The organism is Streptomyces sp. NPDC048254 (assembly GCF_043201895.1).
Taxonomy (GTDB): Bacteria; Actinomycetota; Actinomycetes; order Streptomycetales; family Streptomycetaceae; genus Streptomyces.
Map to the genome: position 1 here is coordinate 1 of NZ_JBICZJ010000002.1, position 17,784 is coordinate 17,784.

At 65.8% G+C, this 17,784-nt stretch carries 21 protein-coding genes; 6 read left to right on the forward strand and 15 right to left on the reverse strand.

Going from position 1 to position 17,784, the window contains the following annotated elements; translation table 11 throughout:
• Positions 1 to 101: 101 nt before the first annotated feature.
• On the reverse strand, positions 102 to 479 hold the full coding sequence (locus ACGFZQ_RS05150; RefSeq protein WP_393839855.1) for a hypothetical protein: 378 nt from the start codon (positions 477 to 479) through the stop codon (positions 102 to 104).
• The gene (locus tag ACGFZQ_RS05155) at positions 479 to 823 is read right to left on the reverse strand and encodes a hypothetical protein (protein WP_393839251.1); all 345 of its coding nucleotides are present in this window, start codon (positions 821 to 823) and stop codon (positions 479 to 481) included. Before ACGFZQ_RS05155 ends, ACGFZQ_RS05150 begins: the two co-directional genes overlap by 1 nt.
• Positions 824 to 979: 156 nt before the next feature.
• On the opposite strand from ACGFZQ_RS05155, the gene ACGFZQ_RS05160 reads away from it, so the two are divergent.
• Positions 980 to 1,276 (forward strand): GntR family transcriptional regulator, encoded by a 297-nt coding sequence (locus ACGFZQ_RS05160; protein WP_351694119.1) that lies wholly within the window; start codon positions 980 to 982, stop codon positions 1,274 to 1,276.
• Positions 1,277 to 1,758: 482 nt separating this feature from the next.
• Here the strand turns inward: ACGFZQ_RS05160 and ACGFZQ_RS05165 are convergent, their stop codons facing one another.
• The 4 genes from ACGFZQ_RS05165 to ACGFZQ_RS05180 are packed head-to-tail and all read right to left on the reverse strand — an operon-like array spanning position 1,759 to position 4,922.
• On the reverse strand, positions 1,759 to 2,454 hold the full coding sequence (locus tag ACGFZQ_RS05165; protein WP_393839252.1) for a hypothetical protein: 696 nt from the start codon (positions 2,452 to 2,454) through the stop codon (positions 1,759 to 1,761).
• On the reverse strand, positions 2,451 to 3,323 hold the full coding sequence (locus ACGFZQ_RS05170; RefSeq protein WP_393839253.1) for a hypothetical protein: 873 nt from the start codon (positions 3,321 to 3,323) through the stop codon (positions 2,451 to 2,453). The genes ACGFZQ_RS05165 and ACGFZQ_RS05170 overlap by 4 nt, the downstream gene beginning before the upstream one ends.
• A gap of 50 nt (positions 3,324 to 3,373) precedes the next feature.
• Positions 3,374 to 4,561, reverse strand: coding sequence for an enoyl-CoA hydratase/isomerase family protein (locus ACGFZQ_RS05175; RefSeq protein WP_393839254.1), 1,188 nt, complete (start codon positions 4,559 to 4,561; stop codon positions 3,374 to 3,376).
• Positions 4,562 to 4,619: 58 nt separating this feature from the next.
• Complete coding sequence (locus tag ACGFZQ_RS05180; RefSeq protein ID WP_393839255.1) at positions 4,620 to 4,922, reverse strand: hypothetical protein; 303 nt, start codon at positions 4,920 to 4,922, stop codon at positions 4,620 to 4,622.
• Positions 4,923 to 5,959: 1,037 nt separating this feature from the next.
• Here ACGFZQ_RS05180 and ACGFZQ_RS05185 point away from each other — a divergent pair.
• From ACGFZQ_RS05185 to ACGFZQ_RS05195, 3 genes are read left to right on the forward strand one after another with little or no spacing between them, the layout of a single operon-like run.
• A complete protein-coding gene (locus ACGFZQ_RS05185; protein ID WP_393839256.1) occupies positions 5,960 to 6,277 on the forward strand; it encodes a hypothetical protein in 318 nt (105 codons plus the stop codon).
• Positions 6,267 to 6,974: a hypothetical protein gene (locus ACGFZQ_RS05190; protein WP_393839257.1), complete on the forward strand. Its 708-nt coding sequence runs from the start codon at positions 6,267 to 6,269 to the stop codon at positions 6,972 to 6,974. The genes ACGFZQ_RS05185 and ACGFZQ_RS05190 overlap by 11 nt, the downstream gene beginning before the upstream one ends.
• Positions 6,975 to 6,979: 5 nt before the next feature.
• A complete protein-coding gene (locus tag ACGFZQ_RS05195) occupies positions 6,980 to 8,470 on the forward strand; it encodes a putative T7SS-secreted protein (protein WP_393839258.1) in 1,491 nt (496 codons plus the stop codon).
• Here the strand turns inward: ACGFZQ_RS05195 and ACGFZQ_RS05200 are convergent.
• The 9 genes from ACGFZQ_RS05200 to ACGFZQ_RS05240 form a co-directional block, all read right to left on the reverse strand.
• Positions 8,460 to 8,957 carry a hypothetical protein gene (locus tag ACGFZQ_RS05200; RefSeq protein ID WP_393839259.1) on the reverse strand — a complete coding sequence of 166 codons (498 nt, stop codon included), beginning with the start codon at positions 8,955 to 8,957 and terminating at the stop codon, positions 8,460 to 8,462. The two genes, ACGFZQ_RS05195 and ACGFZQ_RS05200, sit on opposite strands and share 11 nt — an antisense overlap.
• Positions 8,958 to 9,010: 53 nt before the next feature.
• Entirely contained in the window at positions 9,011 to 9,400 is a 390-nt protein-coding gene (locus tag ACGFZQ_RS05205; RefSeq protein ID WP_393839260.1) for a hypothetical protein, read from the reverse strand.
• A 454-nt stretch (positions 9,401 to 9,854) separates the two neighbouring features.
• Positions 9,855 to 10,532: a hypothetical protein gene (locus ACGFZQ_RS05210; protein ID WP_393839261.1), complete on the reverse strand. Its 678-nt coding sequence runs from the start codon at positions 10,530 to 10,532 to the stop codon at positions 9,855 to 9,857.
• A gap of 30 nt (positions 10,533 to 10,562) precedes the next feature.
• Positions 10,563 to 11,228 (reverse strand): hypothetical protein, encoded by a 666-nt coding sequence (locus ACGFZQ_RS05215; protein WP_393839262.1) that lies wholly within the window; start codon positions 11,226 to 11,228, stop codon positions 10,563 to 10,565.
• A 24-nt stretch (positions 11,229 to 11,252) separates the two neighbouring features.
• Entirely contained in the window at positions 11,253 to 12,596 is a 1,344-nt protein-coding gene (locus ACGFZQ_RS05220) for a putative T7SS-secreted protein (RefSeq protein WP_393839263.1), read from the reverse strand.
• On the reverse strand, positions 12,593 to 12,910 hold the full coding sequence (locus tag ACGFZQ_RS05225; protein WP_393839264.1) for a hypothetical protein: 318 nt from the start codon (positions 12,908 to 12,910) through the stop codon (positions 12,593 to 12,595). Before ACGFZQ_RS05225 ends, ACGFZQ_RS05220 begins: the two co-directional genes overlap by 4 nt.
• A gap of 257 nt (positions 12,911 to 13,167) precedes the next feature.
• Entirely contained in the window at positions 13,168 to 13,869 is a 702-nt protein-coding gene (locus ACGFZQ_RS05230) for a hypothetical protein (protein WP_393839265.1), read from the reverse strand.
• An 18-nt stretch (positions 13,870 to 13,887) separates the two neighbouring features.
• Positions 13,888 to 14,973, reverse strand: a complete 1,086-nt coding sequence (locus tag ACGFZQ_RS05235) for a hypothetical protein (RefSeq protein ID WP_393839266.1) — start codon at positions 14,971 to 14,973, stop codon at positions 13,888 to 13,890.
• Positions 14,919 to 15,563, reverse strand: coding sequence for a hypothetical protein (locus ACGFZQ_RS05240; RefSeq protein WP_393839267.1), 645 nt, complete (start codon positions 15,561 to 15,563; stop codon positions 14,919 to 14,921). Before ACGFZQ_RS05240 ends, ACGFZQ_RS05235 begins: the two co-directional genes overlap by 55 nt.
• A gap of 500 nt (positions 15,564 to 16,063) precedes the next feature.
• On the opposite strand from ACGFZQ_RS05240, the gene ACGFZQ_RS05245 reads away from it, so the two are divergent.
• Together ACGFZQ_RS05245 and ACGFZQ_RS05250 are read left to right on the forward strand one after the other, a co-directional pair.
• Positions 16,064 to 16,366 (forward strand): hypothetical protein, encoded by a 303-nt coding sequence (locus ACGFZQ_RS05245; protein WP_393839268.1) that lies wholly within the window; start codon positions 16,064 to 16,066, stop codon positions 16,364 to 16,366.
• Positions 16,363 to 17,775 carry a hypothetical protein gene (locus ACGFZQ_RS05250; RefSeq protein WP_393839269.1) on the forward strand — a complete coding sequence of 471 codons (1,413 nt, stop codon included), beginning with the start codon at positions 16,363 to 16,365 and terminating at the stop codon, positions 17,773 to 17,775. The genes ACGFZQ_RS05245 and ACGFZQ_RS05250 overlap by 4 nt, the downstream gene beginning before the upstream one ends.
• Positions 17,776 to 17,784: the final 9 nt, after the last annotated feature.

The window sequence follows — 17,784 nt, forward strand, 5'->3', positions numbered from 1 at the left end:
CGCCCCGCTGGGACCACCCCAGCGGGGCGATCTTGTCCTCGCTCATCGGCATCCTCAGTGCCCGCACCGTCGGCATTCTCAGCGTCGCCCAACACTCGTGGCTACGACCGCAGTTCGCTCCCTGCGTTATGCGTTGTTTGCCCGTAGGCGCTTTCGCGGTTCTCCTCATCGTCCGGCACGACCAAGCGCATGCCCCGGGACTCCGCGACGCGCAGCGCGTCGGTGAGGCACTCGGCGAGGCGGATGCCGGCGTAGCGGACCTCGGTGTACGGCGACATCGGGTCGTCCAGCACCTGGCGGGCACGGCCCAGGACGTCGATGCCGGTGGCGAGCTGGGCGGTCTCCAGGTCGTCGGCGAGGCGGGAGAGATACCCGCCGTTGTTGTCCGTGACCAGGTAACACGGTTTGCCTTCGGGGGTGGGCCAGGGGAGCAGGCGGGGGGAGGTCGGGGCGTGCGCGTGGCTGTTTGGCTGTTCCATCACGCAGCCACCTCCGGCGCGCCGATCACGTGCTGGTCGAGGTCGATCCCGAAGTCGGCGGCGAGTACGAGGGCAAGGCGGCGACGCTGCTGGAGGGCGGCCTCGCGCTCGTGGGCGGTGAGGTAGGGGCGGACAAGGGCGGACTCGGCACCGTCGAGGAGAGTGGCCAGGCCGTACGGCGACCGGTGGGGGAGGTGCGAGGCCTCGGCGGTGAGGGGGCAGCGTACGAGGGTGAGGTGGACGTGGGGGAATGGTGGGCGGTGAGGACGGCGGCGCCGTTTCCCGGTGCCGGGGGCGAAGAGGAGGCGCAGCCATTGGAGGGCGCGGGGGATAAGGTCGTGCATGTCGACGCTCCTTGTAAGCGTTGGCCGTGCCCCGGGAGGTCTAGCCACCTCGCCGGGGTCTGTCGTCTCGACGCTACACCGGGCTATAGCCCTCTGCATACAAGTGCAGAGGGATCCACACGATTGTGCAGGTCACTACAGCTCTACGTTGGACATATGAGCGATACGGAAGAGCCGATGACCCCTCTGGACCCGATGAGCGCCAGGCCGCTCTACATTCAGTTGGCCGACGTCATCGCCGGGAAGATCGCGTCCGGAGATCTGGCACCTGACCGACCCATCCCCTCCGAAAACCACCTCGCCGACGAGTACGGAGTGGCACGTCTCACTGCACGCCGTGCCGCACAGGAACTTCGCGAGCGTGGCCTGATCGTCACCGTGCGCGGCAAGGGATCCTTCGTCGTCGAACAGTCAAAGGCTGACGCACCGAAAGAGAACGAATCGAACACCTGACGAGGTCGTGCGATGTGCCGCGCAGCCTCTTCGGATGTCTTTGTGCCGCTTCGGCTACTCGGCGGTAGCCGCCTGCCGGCCGAACCACTTCTTCTCAGGTCGCCGGCACAGGACCTACCAGTTCATGGGGCTCAGTTCCCCAAGGGGGGTCCGTCGACTCCTCCGTCGCCTTGTCCTGCTGAGTACGTGTCATTTTCAGGAGTGGGGAATGGCACCGTCCGCAGGTTCGCCGCCGCCATGTAGCTCGCCGAAATAGCGAAATTGCCAGCAAATCGGCTGCCCGGAAACACATGGAGTGGCAGTGGCTCGGGCCATCCAACTCGCCTTCTCAAGGAGGGCGGTTCGAATTTCCGCGATCCGCTCAAGGTTGGTGGGCTCCGCCGCCGGGCCGTGGTGATCTCCTCAGCGTCTGTCGCCCTCAAATCGCCGGACCCGACGACGATCGAGTTGGCGTTGTACGCGGCAGGCTGCGCTCGTCCTGTTCATGTTCGGGCGGATTCTGCACTCAGCGGCTCATGGTTTGGGCTCCCCGCGTCGTCCGCCGGGTCGGTGAAGGAGACGGTCTGCAGGATGGCCGTCATCATGTTGCAGAACTCGTCCCAGTGGTCGAGGGCGGCGGTGTCCAGGGTGAGGACAGCCGTGTAGGGGTCCTTTGGAAAAGGGATGTGGACCTGGATTTGGCCGGTGTGGAGGGTGATCTGCTCGCCGGTCGCGGTGACCTCGGGGCTGAGTGTGAGTTCCCGTACCGTGATGCAGACGACGGACGGACCGCAGGGCAGGTCGAGCCAGCGGGCGTCATTCGTCGCGTCGGAGCTGAGGATGGCCAGGATGCCCTGCGCGGCGGTGTCCGGGTCGGGCTGGTCGGAGGCGTACGCGGCGATGCTGAAGGAGCAGTGCGCCACCCCGTCGGTGCCCAGGGCGAAGATGCCGAAGGCCGAGTAGGCGAGCCCTGCCGAGGCCATGGCCTCTGTGACCAGTTCGTAGAAGGGGGCGGTCGACTGCCACAGGACGTCGTTGCCACCGGGATACAGGTCGCGGACGAAACCTGTCACGGCCCCCGTGCGCTCTTCGCCGGAGATGTCCACGGGCAGGGCATGGAAGCCGTCCGGGGCGATGAACGTCATCGGTGGGATGTGTTGTTCGGCCGCGGTCACGGTCAGTTGGGTCGGGTTCGTCACGGGAGGCGGTCCTTTGAAGTGTCGTCCGAACCGGCCGGGGACAGATAGCGAGTGACGGTCTGGACCGTGCCGTTGGAGATGGGGACACGTAGTTCGACCATCACGGTGCCGTCGGAGAAGCGTTCCAGAGACGGTGGTTCAGTGATCGGCAGCACCCTGCCGATCGATCGCGAGACATGCAGGGGAGGGGATGCGACCAGCGTCGCGAGTCGCTCGCGCTGCGGCGGTGTGAGCTCGTCCTCCGACACCGGCAGTCGGTCGTCGTGGAAGCGTCCCGAGAGCTTGGCCGCCTCCTGGACCTTCCAACGCGTCCACGATCCGTCAGTGAAGCGGACTCTGACGTCGGACTGGCCTTCCGAGTAAGGCATGCGCTCGATGTCGGCGACAGAATCACGCGCCGTCACCCACAGTTCGTCGGTGGGGGCCGGTTCGGCAGACGTGTCCCTCCCCAGGACGAGCAGCCGCCGATCGGTGAGCACCAGCTCGGTGCGGTACTTCTTGGACCGACGAGCAGGGTCGAGCTGCCAAGGAAGCGTACGGGCTGTGCTGTCGGGAGCCGCCCACATGACGGGGAAGTCGTCCACCTCGTTCTCCGGCTCGTGGGGTTCGCCCACGCCGGTCGGCTCGCCGAACAGGGTGCCACTGGCGGCGCCGGCGTTCGCAACGATGTTGAGCAGGCGCGGGATACCGAGCAACGCGATGTCCAGGGCTCGTACGCCGGCTCGCTCGGGCTTGCCCCGAAGGGCGAAACCGGGACCGGGGGGCCAGCCGAGCCCGGCTTCGATGTCTTGCCGCTTGGTGTCACGGAATGAGCGCTGTCCTGCGACGGGGGGTGCGATGCCGGTCGCGAAGGCGACCTCGACACGCATGCGCGGAGTTTCCCCGGGGGCCGGATACCAGTCCACAGCCTTATGTCCTCTCAGTGTGCCTTGGCGGAGTCGTGGAAACGGTCCCCCAGGTCACCGATATGCGACGGGATCGAGAACGCCTTCGGTGCGATCTTGATGGCCGAGTCGATGCCCCGTCCCAGCACGCTCATGGAATCGATCTTCTTCAGTCCCGGGATGCCGCGGGTGCCCAGCCACTGCCCGCTACGGATGTTGTTCTCGGCGACAAGACTCATCCGGTTCATGATGCCCTCCGCCTTGATGAGCCCTCCGGACTTGGTGCCCCACAGGCCGACGGTCTTGCCGAACACATTGAAGCTCTTGGCGCCGGCGACCCGCTCACCCACGCCGATGATGTTCCGGCCGGTGGTCCCCAACCCCTCGAAGCCGCGGCCGAGTTTGGCCGCACGGGCGACGGCGGTGGCCTCGTCGGCGACCTTGACGCCCTTGCTGAAGGCCCCGATGCCCGGGATCGCCCCCAGCGCGTCGAGTCCGATGCTCGTCCAGCCGACATCCGCACCAGCCGCTTTCGCCACGAGATGGGTGGCGAGTGCCAGTCCGCTGCTGACCACGGCCGCGACGGCGAAGATGGCGCCGAGGGGCTCGAACGGCGCTGTGACGATCGCCAGTACCGTCAGAATGCCGCTCAGGTCACCCAGTAGGTCACCGACCAGTTTGATCAGATCGGCATGATCCTTGATCCAGTCGCCGGTGGCGTCCCAGGCGTTCTCGATGCCCTTCCCGAGCTTGTCCCAGAAGCCGGGTTCGTCCGGTGCGATGTCGCCGGCCTTGTCCAGCTCCTTGCTGACCTGGCGGGCGGCCGCCCGGTAGTCCTCCTCCAGCTCGTGGACCTTCTGGATCACCCCGTCCACCGCGCTGGAGGCCTTGCCCAGTTCCATGCTGCCGTCACTGCCGGCCTTGCCCTGGGCCTCGGCCTTCGCGTCGAGTTTTTCCCCGGCGCTCTTCTCCAGCCGGTCCGCACGGTCCTGGAAGTCCTGGAGGTCGTCGGCCCAGCGGTGGAGTGCGCGTGAGGCCTTGTCGAAGGAGTCGTGGCTCTTGCGGACGAGCGGGGTGACGTCCTTGCCGATGTACTCGGTGAACGCGAGCGCGGTCTTGCCCTTCCAGGCCCCGCACTCGATGCGCTCCAGCTCGTACAGCGCCGTCCCCAGCTCGCCGGCCAGCTTGCCCAGCTGCTTGGCGAGGTCTCGGGTGTCCTCCACGCTGCCCGGCGTGGGATCCCAGCCTATGTGGGGGAAGGCAGGCCGTTGCCCAGCCACGTCACTTGCCCTTCTGCTTCGGGGCCTTGAGGGACTCGGCCAGGTCCAGGTCCAGCTTGCCGAAGCTCTCGCCGATCTTGTTGATCATCTTCACGGCGCCGTGAGTGTGCTTGCCGAGCTGCTTGATGCCGTAGCTCCAGTCGTCGGCGAAGTCCTGCACGTCTTCGACGAGTTGCCTCTCGCCGACAGCCGAGGCGTCAGAGCTGCGGAGCGTGCGGCGGGTCGTTTCCATGCGGTCGCTGATGGACGAGAAGGTCTTCTTCAGGTCCTGGAAGATCGTGTCTTCGAGGCGCAGGTCACTCATGTCGATTCCGGTCTCTTCCGTAGGGCGGAGGGCAGGTTGCTCCGCGTGCCGCCCGGTTGTGATCAGCGGTTGACGGCTTGGATTCCCTGGACGGTGACATCCTGCGTGGTCCCGAAGGAGACGTCGAGCAGGTCACCGCCGACGCTCCCGGACCCTGTCCAGAAGACCTTTCGGATCGTCGTCCGAAGCTTGAACGTGCCGTCACGGGAGGAGCGCAGATCCGTCGCCGTCGTCCCCGTAGGCGGTCAACCGTGCTGCCGTGGTGACGACGAGCGCGGCAGCAACAGGAAATGGGCGCCGCTTCACAATGGAATCCCCCGTGAGGCAGAAGTTCGTCAAGGACACAAACGCTATCTGTGGGGTTCTCGATTCGCCAGCGTGAACTTCCTTGCCAACGGGGGCAATGTGTTGTGAACCGGACACGCCATGAATGGTCCGCCCCGCGGGGCGGCCGGGTCAGGTGCGGCCGCAACACAACGGGAGAGATATCGGCATGGGTCAGGGCAGAGGCGTGGACCTTGCATGGGTGACCTGATCAAGGGCTTGCACGGTCTCTCGGACTTCTTGAAACAAGTCCGAGGAGGCATACGAGCAGCTTGGCGACCGGCAGGCCAAGGAGGTCGGGGCTGGTCGCCGCCTCGACGGCGGCTGGTTCACGTCGGCATGAGGAGCGGTCAGCCATCGCACCGACGGGCTTCCTGCGGCGCGGTGCGTCCAGGCGGAAGCTGTAAGAGGTAAAGGACTGTCCAAGGTGGCTGACGGTGTCGTCGGAGCCGGGGCCTTGCCAAGGTGAACCGGCCGGGGTGGGCGATCGGGAGTGTTCGTACTCCTTCGTCGCCCGAGTTCCGTGCCCCCGCGTTGCATGTGCGGCTTCCCGGGAGGTCGGCGGTGGACACAGCATCCGCTTGTAACGTGCCGGCTGCAAAGGAACGGTTGCTGGTGATCGGGTCGGAGAAGGGCAGTAAGCTCTGACGGCTGCATTGCGAAAGCGACTTGTGCGACGAGGGAACGATTCGGGCTATTGGGGGATAGCGAACATGTCCAAGGGTGATCTGGCCTTGAGCCTTGCCGGCCTCGACGATCTGGCGGGTCAACTGCGGTCGATCAAACAGCGCATGGACGACACCGGCCAGGTCGACCGGAAACTGGGCAACGGAGAGCTGGGCTCGAGCGCGGCCTTCGACGCGATGGAAGACTTCATGCACGGCTGGAAGGACGGCCGCAAGGAGATCGACGTCGGCCTCGAGAACGTGGCGAAGATGGCGCAGGAGATCGTCGACAAGATGACCAAGCTCGACGTCGATCTCCGGAACGCCGTCCGAAAGCACGAGAAGGAGGGCAAGGGTGGAAACTGACGCCCCCCGCACCGAAGAGCCCGCCGCCGAGGACCCTTTCGCCGGAGCGGCCCCCGGGGACGTCATCGGCATCAACATCCAGGTCCCCAGTACCTGGTACGAGTTCGACGTCCACCCCGCCACGGTGAACCGCTCGATCCGCGATGTGGTGGCCGAGCGGGTCAAGCAGCGGCCCGAGCTGGCCGAGCACCAGGCTGATCTGGTCAAGACCCTGAAGAAGGTGGCCCGCGAGGCCCGCAAGAACAACGTCGTCTACTCCGGCTCCATGTGCGAGATCGTCGACGACGAGCCGATGGTGGCCAGCCTCACGGTCAGCGTGAGCGCGGCGGTGAACGAGACCACCGGCGAGACCGCCGTCACGGGACTGGACACGCTCATGGGCGTCCTGGCGCCGATCGCCCCCGGCCGTCGGCCGACCGATCCGTGGCGTCGCGTGCGCCTCGTGGAGCTGCCGGACGCCGGCCAGGCCGCGCGTACCGAAGGCATCGAGGACGTCGAGATCCCCGACGACAATCGCAGCTACCGCGCGGTGATGATGCAGACCCTCATCCCCTTCCCGGGCGGCAACCCGAAGGTCGCCGTCATCAGCGCCAGCACGCCCCAACTGGCGCTGGTCGAGCCGATGCTGGAGCTCTTCGACCTCATCACCAGCACCTTCCGCTTCGTCTACCGCGCCGACCTCGACACGGAGAGCTGAGCCCAATGGTCCGCCCCGCCGACTGGCACAACCTCGACCTGCACGACGACCCGACGCCCGGCGATCCACACGAGGTCAAACTCCAGGGCCAGCGGTACAAGACCTTCGTCGAAGACGTCGCCACGGTGCTCAGGGGAATCCGCTCCGCCTCGAAGGACTCCGTCCTCAAGGAGTCGGCCGGCAAGGCCATGGACGCGTTCAAGGAGCAGATCGGGAAACTGCCCGGCCAGTTGCAGAAGCTGCACGACTCGTACGAGATGGTCTCGGGCGCCCTGCTGACCTACGCCGGGAAGCTGGAGCACGCCCAGACGACGGCGGACCACGCACTCGCGAAGGCCCGGACGTTGCGCGGCGACCTCACCCGGGCGCAGTCCCGGCTGGCGAGTGCCACCACTACGGCGAACAACGCCAAATCCGCGCAGGACAAGCTCAACAACCCCGCCGGCAACGCGGCGGCCCCCGACCCGGAGAAGGTCCGCAAGGCGACACGCGACGCCCAGCACGCCAACCAGCACCAGAAGGCGGTGCAGGGTCAGGTCGACAGCCTGAACGCGCAGTTGGCAGAGCTGAAGACGAAGGCGGAGAACGCCGGCAAGGACCAGGACAAGGCCGCGACGAAACTCGTCCACGACATCCACGGCGCCTCTGATGCTGGGATTCACAACAAGAAGTGGTACGAGAAGGTCGGGGACTGGCTCGGCACGGCCTGGAAAGTTACCGTGTTCGTGGCCAAGATCTTCGTGGCCGTCGCCGGGATCGTACTGCTGTTCATGGGTGGCCCACTGGTGTGGTTCGTCCTGGCGGCGGCATTGATCGTGCTGGCTGACACCATCGTCCAGTTCGCCCAGGGGAAGGCGGGCTGGGGTGATTTGCTCTTCGCCGCGCTGGACTGCATCCCGGTGGTCGGCAAGCTGTCCATGTTGGCGAAGGCTGGCAAACTCGCCGGTGGGCTCAAGATGGCGTTGAGGGTCAGGAAAGCGGAGATCGCCAGCGCCCGCCTGATCAAACTGTGGCACACGGGCGAGGACCTCAAGGGCTTCCGTAAGGTCGCCTTCGCCTTTGCCAAGGGCGAGTTCAAGAACACGCTCAAGGATGCCCTGAACGGCGGCTGGGGTGACGTGAAGAAGAACGCGCTGGGCAACCTCGTCAGCAATGCCGTCGGTGTGGGTTCCGGTGCGCTGGTGAGCAAGGGCTTGAGTAAGGGCCTCCCCAGCGCGGCCACAGCCATCTACAGAAGTGGTCGGATCAACATGACGCGCGGGCAGTTCCAGGATCTGGGTATGGCCTTGGCCGGGAAAACCAAGATGGGCGCGGCCGTTCTGGGAGCCACCCAGGGATTCCTCACCAGTGTCACCAAAGCCACCGTCAATAGCGCGGTGTTCGGCGCCAAATTCGATACCAGTGGCGTACTGATGGACACCGTCGGTGGCTACGGCGACAGCGGTCTGGGCTATAAGCCGGGTATCCTGCCCGCCAAGGCTGCGTTCAACGGCTGAGGTGCGCCCTGGCTACTTCGAACCGCTCCAGTGATTCCTTCACCTGGATGCGAAAGTCGATGTACCGATCAGTTCCGTCATCGGCCCTTTCGGTGTACCTGGTGGGCTCCGTGACACGGCCGAGGATGCCGTCTGTCAGTTGCTGAGCCGCCGTCCAGATTGCGGACGCTGTGGACTGCGGCGACGAATCGTCGATTACCGTCCAGCGATAACTGATCGTCATGCGCCCGTCCTTGAGCTTGAACTTCAGCGCCAGACCGATGCCGGAACACTTGAATGTGCCGCGTCCGCGTCGCAGCAGCTCGCTCACACCGTCGAGCAGATCGACAAGCGCCGGGAAGAGGATGATCCCGACGCCGCCATCCGACTGCCGAGGGTTGCGCGAGGTGGCACTGCCGGCGCTTCCCTTGACGTCGAGATGCCCTTGGAACATTCCGTCGAGTACGTCGTCTTGATCGTCGAGTGTGGTGTACAGGAATTCCGGCACGGGAACCTCACGTTGTTCTCGTCGGGGTCTCTGGACAGTTGGATACGTGACTGTCAGTGGCCGATACCAGCCGCCTGCGCCAACTGCCAGGACGCTTCGTCAACTCCATTCGGCCGTCCACCGGAGAGCTGCGGGTGTTTGGGACGGACGGCGATCAGTTCATGTTGTCCCAGAGGCGTCAGCACCACGCCGAAGCGCGGATCGCCGGCGAAGGCGAACCCATGGGCTCGGGCGCCGGTCAACGTGGTCCGCCGTCGTTTGCCGAACCCGTTTCGCAGGGCGACAACGCTGACCTTCTTGTTCGGGGCATCCGGGTCGGGAAGTTGAAAATGCGTGACGTCCCCTGGCAGCACCTTCTTCAGTGGAGGGTGCTCTTTCCACTGATAGACGGCCAGGATGCCCTTCATCTGCTTAACGCGCGACAAACGGCGCTCCGACACCACGAGTCCAACTGTAGACAGAAGGACCAGCGGAGCAACGATGTAGCCGGGGATTGACCCATCTGCCGGTGACTGCCACAAAGCCGTCGCCAGCAAGGGGAAGCCGGGCAGGGACAAGCCCCAGAGGGCGAATGTCCAGAGAGACCGCCGTCGTGCACGCTGCCACGCACGCAGGGTGGCCGGATCATCGAACGCGGTACGAGACGTTACGTCCCCCATGCGCTGAACCCTCCCGACAGTTGGTTAGTTGTTCCGATTCTGCCGTTCGCTAAACGGAATCGGCAAGCAGTTCGGCGCCTCAGGCCGACGGTATCAGGAGGACGGTGCTCCGCCAGTGGGGTGAACGGGCCGTGGGACTGGTGCGGCTCTTGCCGACCACGCTTCCCGGCACGAGTTCCAGCCCACAGGTGAGTGCCGCGCGCCGGGTCCCTGTCGGTCGTGTGCCCGCGCCCTTCCTTCACTGCTCTTTCTGTCCTTCGTCCAAAGGCGATTCGAAGCTGGTGAGTTCCGCGATGCTGTGGAGGATCGCGCGGTATTGGACACGTCGTTCCACCGCGGTGGTGCTCAGCGTGAGAACCGCCATGCGCTTGTGGTCTGGGTGGGGAAGGTAGGCGTGGACCTGGAGCAGCGGGGTCGGCGGAAGGCCCGACTCGATGGAAGGGGTGCGCACGGTCTCACCCATGGATGCCGGTCCGCCGGGCAGATCCAGGTACTCGACATGGGCATGGTGTTGGGCCGTCGCCACCGCCCGCGCCGCACTCACCGATCGTGGGGCCCAGGCGATGTCCCGCCATGACACGGTGAAGAGGGAGTGCAGCGTCCCGCCGCTGCCTTCCGCGATGTCGTCGCGGTGGACGCCCAGAGCGCAGTGCACGGTGCCCACTTCCCGCAGGGCGCGGAGGAGCTGCTGTCCCGATGCCAGTTGAGCGATGAACTGCTGCTTGGCGACGCCGTCGGGGATGGCCTCGACCAGCGGGGACAGCGCCTGACGGAGGCGGTCCGCCTCGGCGGAAGCGGGATTGGCGAGGAGAACGTCGATGGGTAGCTCCGTGAAACCGCCAGGCACGGCGAACCAGATTCCGGCGTTCGGGTCACTGGCCGAATCGTCGATGATGAGATTGGGTGCTGTGTCCATGTTCTTCGAAGGTTTCGTCGGTGTCGGAATTCAGGGACGGGCGGGCACAATGCCGGCCCGACGACCGCGTTCGACGTCCTCGGCGGTGGCACCCCAGTCGGCGACGCCACGAAGTCCTCCGTCCGACCCGGTCTGCTGATGAAGGAAACGGAAGCGGCGCGGAATCGCCCCGTCGGACGCGGGCGCGGCCAGCACCCCGATGAAACGCGGGTCGCCGGCCAACCACACCTCGCTGATCTGGGCCTTGAGCTCCGATGCCGCACGGGGTGACATACGGCGGCTCCACCAGCCGACTCCCCAGTGCCGGCCGAACACCATGGGTAGCGCTTCCTCCGGCCGGGCCGGGTTCGGGAACTCGAACCAGCCGAACTGCCTGCCGACGACATCGGACCGCTTGGTGAGGCCGTACCGCACGTCGCGGGACAGCTGCCACGGGTACACCTGCAGGACCCGACGCATCCGGAAGGCGGCGGAGATGACGAAGAGCTGCAGGAAGGCCCGGTAGAAGCTGTAGATCAGGAACGGCACGACGACGATCGCGTATCCGGGCCCCAGGATCACCGCCAGAACGGCCAGCAGGGCGAACCACAGCGCGATCCAGGCGAGGAGAGCCAGTACGTTCATCACCAGCTGCTTGCCCCAGGCGCGCCGGGTCGGAGGGTGCTCCCAGGCTGTGGGATGGTCCGCGGGGTTCATATGGGCTCTCTCTTGCTCTTCGATTCAGAACACATGCCGTGCGAGGTCGATCAAGGCACCGCCGTCCAGGACGCTTCGCACACCGTCGACTCCGGTGCCACCGTCCTTGGCGCCGTCATTGTCCAGGGCGTCCACAGCGCTGGACACCAGTCCGTATCCTGCGGTGACGACGCCGAGCGAAGCCGAGGTGATCTCCACGATCTCACCGGCCCGCGCCGAGTCCCGCGCTCCACGCACCACGAGGTCCAATGCGGGATTTCCGAGGCCCGTGATCGCCTTGGCGTGCGTCAGCGTTTCGCTCCCGAACGTGGTCATCACCTTCCCGAGGGTGACCGCCTCCTCGCCGGCTCGCAGGGCGTTCACCGCTCCACGGGCGCCCAGGCCCACGGCGCCCACACCCGGAATCGCGCCAAGAACGTCGCCACCGAGGCTGACCACATTGCCCCAGAAGTCGGAGTCGAACTCCCCCTTGGTGAAGCCGTCCTTCAGGGAGGCGAGCACCTCGGAGTCACTCAGCCGCATGGTGAGAGCGGTCGCGCTCAGCGCGGCGGCCGTGAGCAGCAGGACGGCCGCGGCCACACCGCCGGTCGCCACGAACAGCGCCACCAGGCCGATGACACCCGCGGTGAAACTCAGGATGTCGGGCAGGTTCTCGGTGAACCAGTCACCGAACTCCTCCAGCCAACCCGGTTCGTGCGGTGCCAGCTTGTGCGTGGCGTCGCGAATCTTTCCGGCGCGGTACCGAGCCTTCTCCTCGTGCTCCTCGGCGAGCTTCTTCGCGCGACCGACGATCTTGCCGAGCTCGGACTGGGCCGTTTCCACCGCTGTGTTGGCGCTGGTCAGACCCTTCTGCGCCGTGTCGTGCGCGCTTCCCTTGCTCTTGAGGCCGGGGTCGTTCTGCGCCTTCGCGGCGTTCCCCTTCGCCGCGTCCAAGGTGTCCTGCGCATCCTTGGCCTCCTGCTCCAGCTTCTTGGCCCGCCGCTGGAACTCCTCGAGCTCACCCTCCCAGCTGTTGAGCTGGCGAGCGGCCTTGCGAATGGAGTGCGCCGCGTTCTTCAGATTGAGCGGGAGGGGGCCTCCTTCGATCTGCTCGCGGAAGGCCACGGCAGCGTCCCCCTCCCAGTAGCTGCCGTCCATCAGCTTGGTGACGAGCCCATGCGACTCCTCCAGGACCTTGGCGCAGTTGCCGAGCTTCTTGTAGAGATCGTGGACCGTGTCGGTGTCACCGGGCGTGGGATTGAAGCCAAGGTGCGGATAGTCCGGGTTTGGGATGGACGGAGAGGATTTCAGGCCCTGGGGCAGAGCGCCGTCCCGAGAGGCGGGGGAGTTGGCATACGGCGGCTGCTCTAGGCCCGGCGTGTACGTCACTTCTTTCCCTCTGCACCGCTGTTCTTGGACTTCTTCAAGGCCTCTTCCAGCGCCTTGTCGACCTCTTCGTAGCTCTTCTTGCTCTCGCCGATGATTTTGGCGAGGTCCTCGGTCTGCTTGCCGATCTCGTCGGTTCCGTACTTCCAGTCGTCCTGGAAGTCCTCGCAGGCCGAGTCCAGGTCGTCCGTGCCCAGCCCTGTGACGGTGGCATCGCTCAGGGCTTTGCGCAGCCCCTTCAGCGAACTGCTCGACTTGTTGAGGAGTTTCATGAAACGGGCGAGTTCGCCGCCATCCACGACCAGTCGGTCAGCCACGCGCAGATTCCCCTCCGCGCCCAGAGTTGACGGCGGCCGGCTGCCTGGCGCTCAGCGCGCTCGCGGTGTGTGCTTCGCTGCAGTGCGCGTGCGGCAGCGTTCGGCGGCACTTCAAGAGTGGACTCCCCCGTGAGTCAGAAGTTCGTCAAGAGATTCCAACGTTATCTTCAAGGACTTCGCTTCGCCAGCGCGAATGTTCCAGCGGACACAGGCGTTGCTGGGCCCGTGGGGCAGCTCGAAGGGGAATCGCGTCGTGCTCAATCAGCAGAGGTACGTCGGTGGCTACCCGGCCGGGGCTGTTGCATCACGTGCATGTGCACCTCACCGCGCGTCTCCTCGGTGACGACCGTGAGCCACGATCCGTCTCTGAACCGGATACGCAGCAGGTCGCTCGTGTGCAACTCGGCGAGGGGATCCTCCACGACCGCTTCGGTGGCCGGAATGTCGGCGACGACACGAAGCCGTTCTTCCTGTCGTACGGAGACGCGCTTGGGTGGGGCGGCGAGGATGATGCGGTCCTGGGTCAGAACGAGGGCGCGGGTGGGGTGTGCCGAGTGGCTGTACCAGCGGAGCAGGAACTGGCCCGCCGCTTTGTTCCAGTCGCCGTCGAAGACCTGGTCGAGGCCGCGGGCGCGGACGGTGGCCTTCCCCTCCTTGGCCTCGCGTGCCTTGACTCGCGCCCTGGCGCGTTCCAACGCCGAGGCCTTCAGCCACTCCTCCGCATCCGCAACCTTCGAGAGAAGGAAGAGAAGGAGCAACAGCGGAGAGAGAAGCCCGGTCAGGATCACGCCGAGCGCACCCAGCGGCCTGATCAGCGCGGGTCTGAGCGGTCCGTCGCCGGCCGCCCGGTGCACGTCCTTCGGAGGCGTGGGGATCTTGCCGATCCGGCACCAGGCGGCACACTCGGCGGGGACACCGAGCCGGCTCTGTATGCGTCCGGCGAGGGTCTTCCTGTCCATTTTTGGAGATGTATCCCGTCAGCGGTTCACGGCCTGGGCTTCCTGGACCTTGATGTCCTGGGTTGTTCCGAAGGTGCCGTCAGGCAGGTCACCGCCCGCGCCCCCGCTCCCCGACCAGCTGATCTGCCAGGTGATGGTTGCCTTCAGGTGGTACGACCCGTCCCCCGACGAACGCAGGTACTTGATGCCGCAGGGCGGAGTTCGATCGGCCTTACCCCTGGCATACGGCTCGCCGATGGAGCCATCCGGGTTCAGGGTGCACACGCCGGAAGCGGGATAGGTCTCGGCGTCACTCGTGCCGGGTTCGAGCTTGAGGGAGATCGGTTTGGCCGTCGTCGTCGCCTGGATGTTGAGGCCCCCGGCATTGAGTGAGGCGGTGACCGAGACCTGCTTGAAATCGGTCTTGTCGAGCCAGGCCCAGGTGGCGAGGTTGACCTTAGTGATGTCCGCCGGAGCGAGGGTCACCTTAGTATCGGGGAGCTGAATCGCGTCGTAGGCGGCTTCGGCCAGGATCTTGGGGGTGACGGCCTGGGGGACTCCTGGGTCGTCGTTGTTCGCTACCCAGAAGGGGAGGTCGCTGCACTGCCAACTGGCGGGGTCGTCCAGGCGATCGGGGTTCTGGACCGCGACCCACCAGCTGCCGTCGGCGGCCTCGTCCTCGTTGTAGTTCTTGTACTTGCCGTCCTTGTAGATGTCCCGGAATTCACCTACCGCGGCCTTGGCATAGTTGGCCTGGCCAGGGGTGTTGATTGTGTCCGTGTACATCGTCTCGACGTAGTCCCTGAACTCCGCGACCGAGCGAGGTTCGTACCAGCACGCGGGTGGGGTCCAGTCGGTGACGGGCTGCACGGCGGTGCCGCCGTTGCCCGAACGCACCGAACCGGAATAAGTCACTCTGGAAACCAGGGTGCCAGCGGTGGAGCTACCGCTCTGTTTGGTGTTGCCTTGAGTGCCTGCGCTCGGGGGCCAGGTCGCGGACGCCGTTCCCGGGACAGTGAGAACAAGGGCTCCTGAGAGCAGTCCTGCCACGACGTATCGGCTGCTGAATGTCACGGCGTGCACGACTTGTTGCCCCTCTCCGAAGTGAGCTTCGTCGTCTGCCATACGCCTTGCTTGTTCTTTTCGAGACGCGTCGTGTAGATGACGTATGAGTCGTCGTTCACCGGCGTTTTGATGATCTTTCCCGACTTGCGGACCTTCGCGAAGGCCTTGCTCTGGTCCTCGCAGTACACGACACCCGCCGACGCCGAGTCGAAGGCGTCGATCTTGACGTTGTAGTAGCGGTTTGTGCCGGTGATCGAGTAACCGTCCTTCGTGATGGATTCGACCCAGTCCTTGGCATCGGCGAGAGCGCCGCCGCTGTAGTAGAAGCTGAGCGCGGAAAGCCCGGGATCGCCCTGAGCGATGGCGTAGTTGGTCGCGTCGATCCGTCGGCTGACGTCCGCAAGGGCCGCGTCCTTGGTCGTGTCACCGGTCTTCCAGCTTTCGAAGGTGTCGGTCAGGTCGCTCGGCAGCGTGATCTCGGGCCTCGCGACCGTGTTGTCGGCACTCGGCGACGCCGATGCCTTCGTGTCGCCGCTGTCGGCCCCGGTGATCTTGTCGTTGGCCTTTGAACCCCCGCCGTTGCAAGCCGTCAGTAGGAGGGCTGCAGAGGCGGCGAGCGCGGCAGCGACGGACAGTGTGCGGCACTTCACTGTGGACTCCCCGTGAGAATGAAGGCAGGCAAGGATACAGACGCTATCGGCGGGGTTCACGGTTTCGCCAGCGTGAACCTGTGAGGCAGGGGGAGAACTCCGGCTCAACGGGTGCCAACCCCCCGTTACTGTGTCCGGATTGTGTCTTCGCGTGCGAGGCGGCGCTGAAGACGGTCACCTGTGCACACACCTGTCCGCCTTCTGCCAGCTGCCGTGTCACCTGCCAGTCGCCCGCGGGAGTCCTTGGAGGTCCTCGAAGTTGAAGATTCGGTAGTGGCCGGTGACGGCGAGGCCGTCGAATGTCCCCGGTTCATGTCGACGCTTGTGGTGGGGGCATGAAGGTCGTGTGGGCGTCGGTTGGGGTCGGTGGTCGGACACCCCCTCCTTTGAGCTCCCTTTGCGGTCCATTGGTTGTGGACCCGAAACCCCCGCCCCACAGTGACCGTGGCCGTCTGCGTCCTGCGGGGCGGCCGGGTACGCAGGTATTCACGGGGGTAGTAGTGGCGGATCACGTCAAGGTGTCCACGACCGAGTTGCGGGAGATCAGCCGGTCGGTCGCGAAGTTGAAGTCCAGCTTTGAGCATGCGAAGGATCTCGTCGACTCGTACGGCGCCGAGATCGGGTCCGGTGATGTGGCCGGCGCGCTGGGTGACTTCGCGGACGACTGGAAGAAGAAGCGCAAGCAGCTCTGCGACGGGCTGGAGTTTCTCGGGAAGACCGCGGGCGAGGCGGCCAAGGCCTACGACGGGGTCGATCAGCATCTCGCCGACGCGTTGCTCAAGGCCCAGTCGGGGGACAAGTGAGCGATCACGACTTCTCCGGCGTCGACTGGCAGACGGCTCGGTACGACGACCGGGAGTTCACGCCGGGGGATCCGTACGAGGTGGCCCGGCTCGGCAAGCGGATCTCCGACACCGCCAAGCTGATCGAGGAGCAGGCCGGCAAGCTGAACAACCTCGTCGACGGGAACGGGTGGGACTCCGATGCGGGGCGGGAGTTCACCAAGAAGACCGGGGACACCGTCAAGCTGCTCAGTCAGTCGCATCAGCGGTACGCGGCGGCGGGTGCGGCCCTCGGATCCTCCGTGCCGTACGAGCCCATCGCCGACACCGTCCGGGAGAACTGGGCCACCGCCCTCAACCATGCCCAGAACCGGGTCCGTTCGGCGCTGAAGAAGGCCGCCGCAGCCGATACCGACAGCAGTAACTACCAGAAGCAGATCGATCAGCATCCGTCCAGTGACGACAATCATCCCGATAAGCAGAAGCTGAAGCGGCAGAAGGAGGCCTCCGACGGGGAGCTCGACGCCGCCAAGCGGGAGCTTCGGGCCGCGCTCGACTACCGGGACACCCAGGCCGGGTACGCCGCCAAAGCGATACGGGACGCCATCGACCATGACGGCCTGAAGGACCCCAAGCACCACTGGTGGGACAACTGGAAGGACTGGGTCGCCACCATCGGCCACTGGGCGGGAGCGATCGCCGGAGTGCTCTGCCTGCTCGCTCTGGTGCTGAGCTGGGTCCCCATCCTCGGCGAGGTGCTCGGTGCACTGGCCCTGATCGCCTCCGTGGTCGCGCTCGTCTGCGACACCGTCTCCGCGCTGGACGGCAAGGGCACCTGGCTGGACGTCGCCATCGACGTGGTCGGCGTGCTGTCCTTCGGTGCCGGCCGGGTGCTCGGGACGACCTTCAAGGAGGCGGCCACCGCCGCACGAGGATCGTCGGCGCTCAGGGAGTTCCTGAACCTGCGGGGGCTGGGCGTGGGCGAGAAACTGGCCGGCGAGATCGCCCAGGCGAACTCGGGAGTCAAGGCGGGCAAGATCGGCGAAGCCCTGGCGAAGGGACCGGACAGCGTCCTGCCCAGGATGAAGTCGATCGTCAAGGAGTCCGTCAACTTCAAGGCGTACTTCACCGACATCCGCACGGCCGTCGCCGAGCGTGGCACCGAGGACTCGATCCTCACCAAGGACCTGCCCAAGTGGAGCGGTCTCTCCGACTCGGTCTTCAAGGGCAAGGCGTGGTCGGCCGGTGGCCTGTACGCAGCGAGCCAGGTGCTGCCGCTGGGCGCGGGCATCGTGAACCTGGCGCCCGCGGCGGGCTGGGAGCCGGCCTCCATCGAGCGCAACCTGTTCGACGGTCTCAAGCACACAGCTCCCCTCGGGTCGAGCGGCATTCCCTTCTACAACTGGAACTGGAAGGTCGCCGGCGGCTGAGGGCGTCAG

Excerpts from the sequence above, each read along its gene's own strand:
- ACGFZQ_RS05150 (WP_393839855.1), bottom strand. The coding sequence starts at position 479 with ATGGAACAGCCAAACAGCCACGCGCACGCCCCGACCTCCCCCCGCCTG.
- ACGFZQ_RS05155 (WP_393839251.1), bottom strand. The coding sequence starts at position 823 with ATGCACGACCTTATCCCCCGCGCCCTCCAATGGCTGCGCCTCCTCTTC.
- ACGFZQ_RS05160 (WP_351694119.1), top strand. The coding sequence starts at position 980 with ATGAGCGATACGGAAGAGCCGATGACCCCTCTGGACCCGATGAGCGCC.
- ACGFZQ_RS05170 (WP_393839253.1), bottom strand. The coding sequence starts at position 3,323 with ATGCGTGTCGAGGTCGCCTTCGCGACCGGCATCGCACCCCCCGTCGCA.
- ACGFZQ_RS05180 (WP_393839255.1), bottom strand. The coding sequence starts at position 4,922 with ATGAGTGACCTGCGCCTCGAAGACACGATCTTCCAGGACCTGAAGAAG.
- ACGFZQ_RS05185 (WP_393839256.1), top strand. The coding sequence starts at position 5,960 with ATGTCCAAGGGTGATCTGGCCTTGAGCCTTGCCGGCCTCGACGATCTG.
- ACGFZQ_RS05195 (WP_393839258.1), top strand. The coding sequence starts at position 6,980 with ATGGTCCGCCCCGCCGACTGGCACAACCTCGACCTGCACGACGACCCG.
- ACGFZQ_RS05210 (WP_393839261.1), bottom strand. The coding sequence starts at position 10,532 with ATGGACACAGCACCCAATCTCATCATCGACGATTCGGCCAGTGACCCG.
- ACGFZQ_RS05215 (WP_393839262.1), bottom strand. The coding sequence starts at position 11,228 with ATGAACCCCGCGGACCATCCCACAGCCTGGGAGCACCCTCCGACCCGG.
- ACGFZQ_RS05230 (WP_393839265.1), bottom strand. The coding sequence starts at position 13,869 with ATGGACAGGAAGACCCTCGCCGGACGCATACAGAGCCGGCTCGGTGTC.
- ACGFZQ_RS05235 (WP_393839266.1), bottom strand. The coding sequence starts at position 14,973 with ATGGCAGACGACGAAGCTCACTTCGGAGAGGGGCAACAAGTCGTGCAC.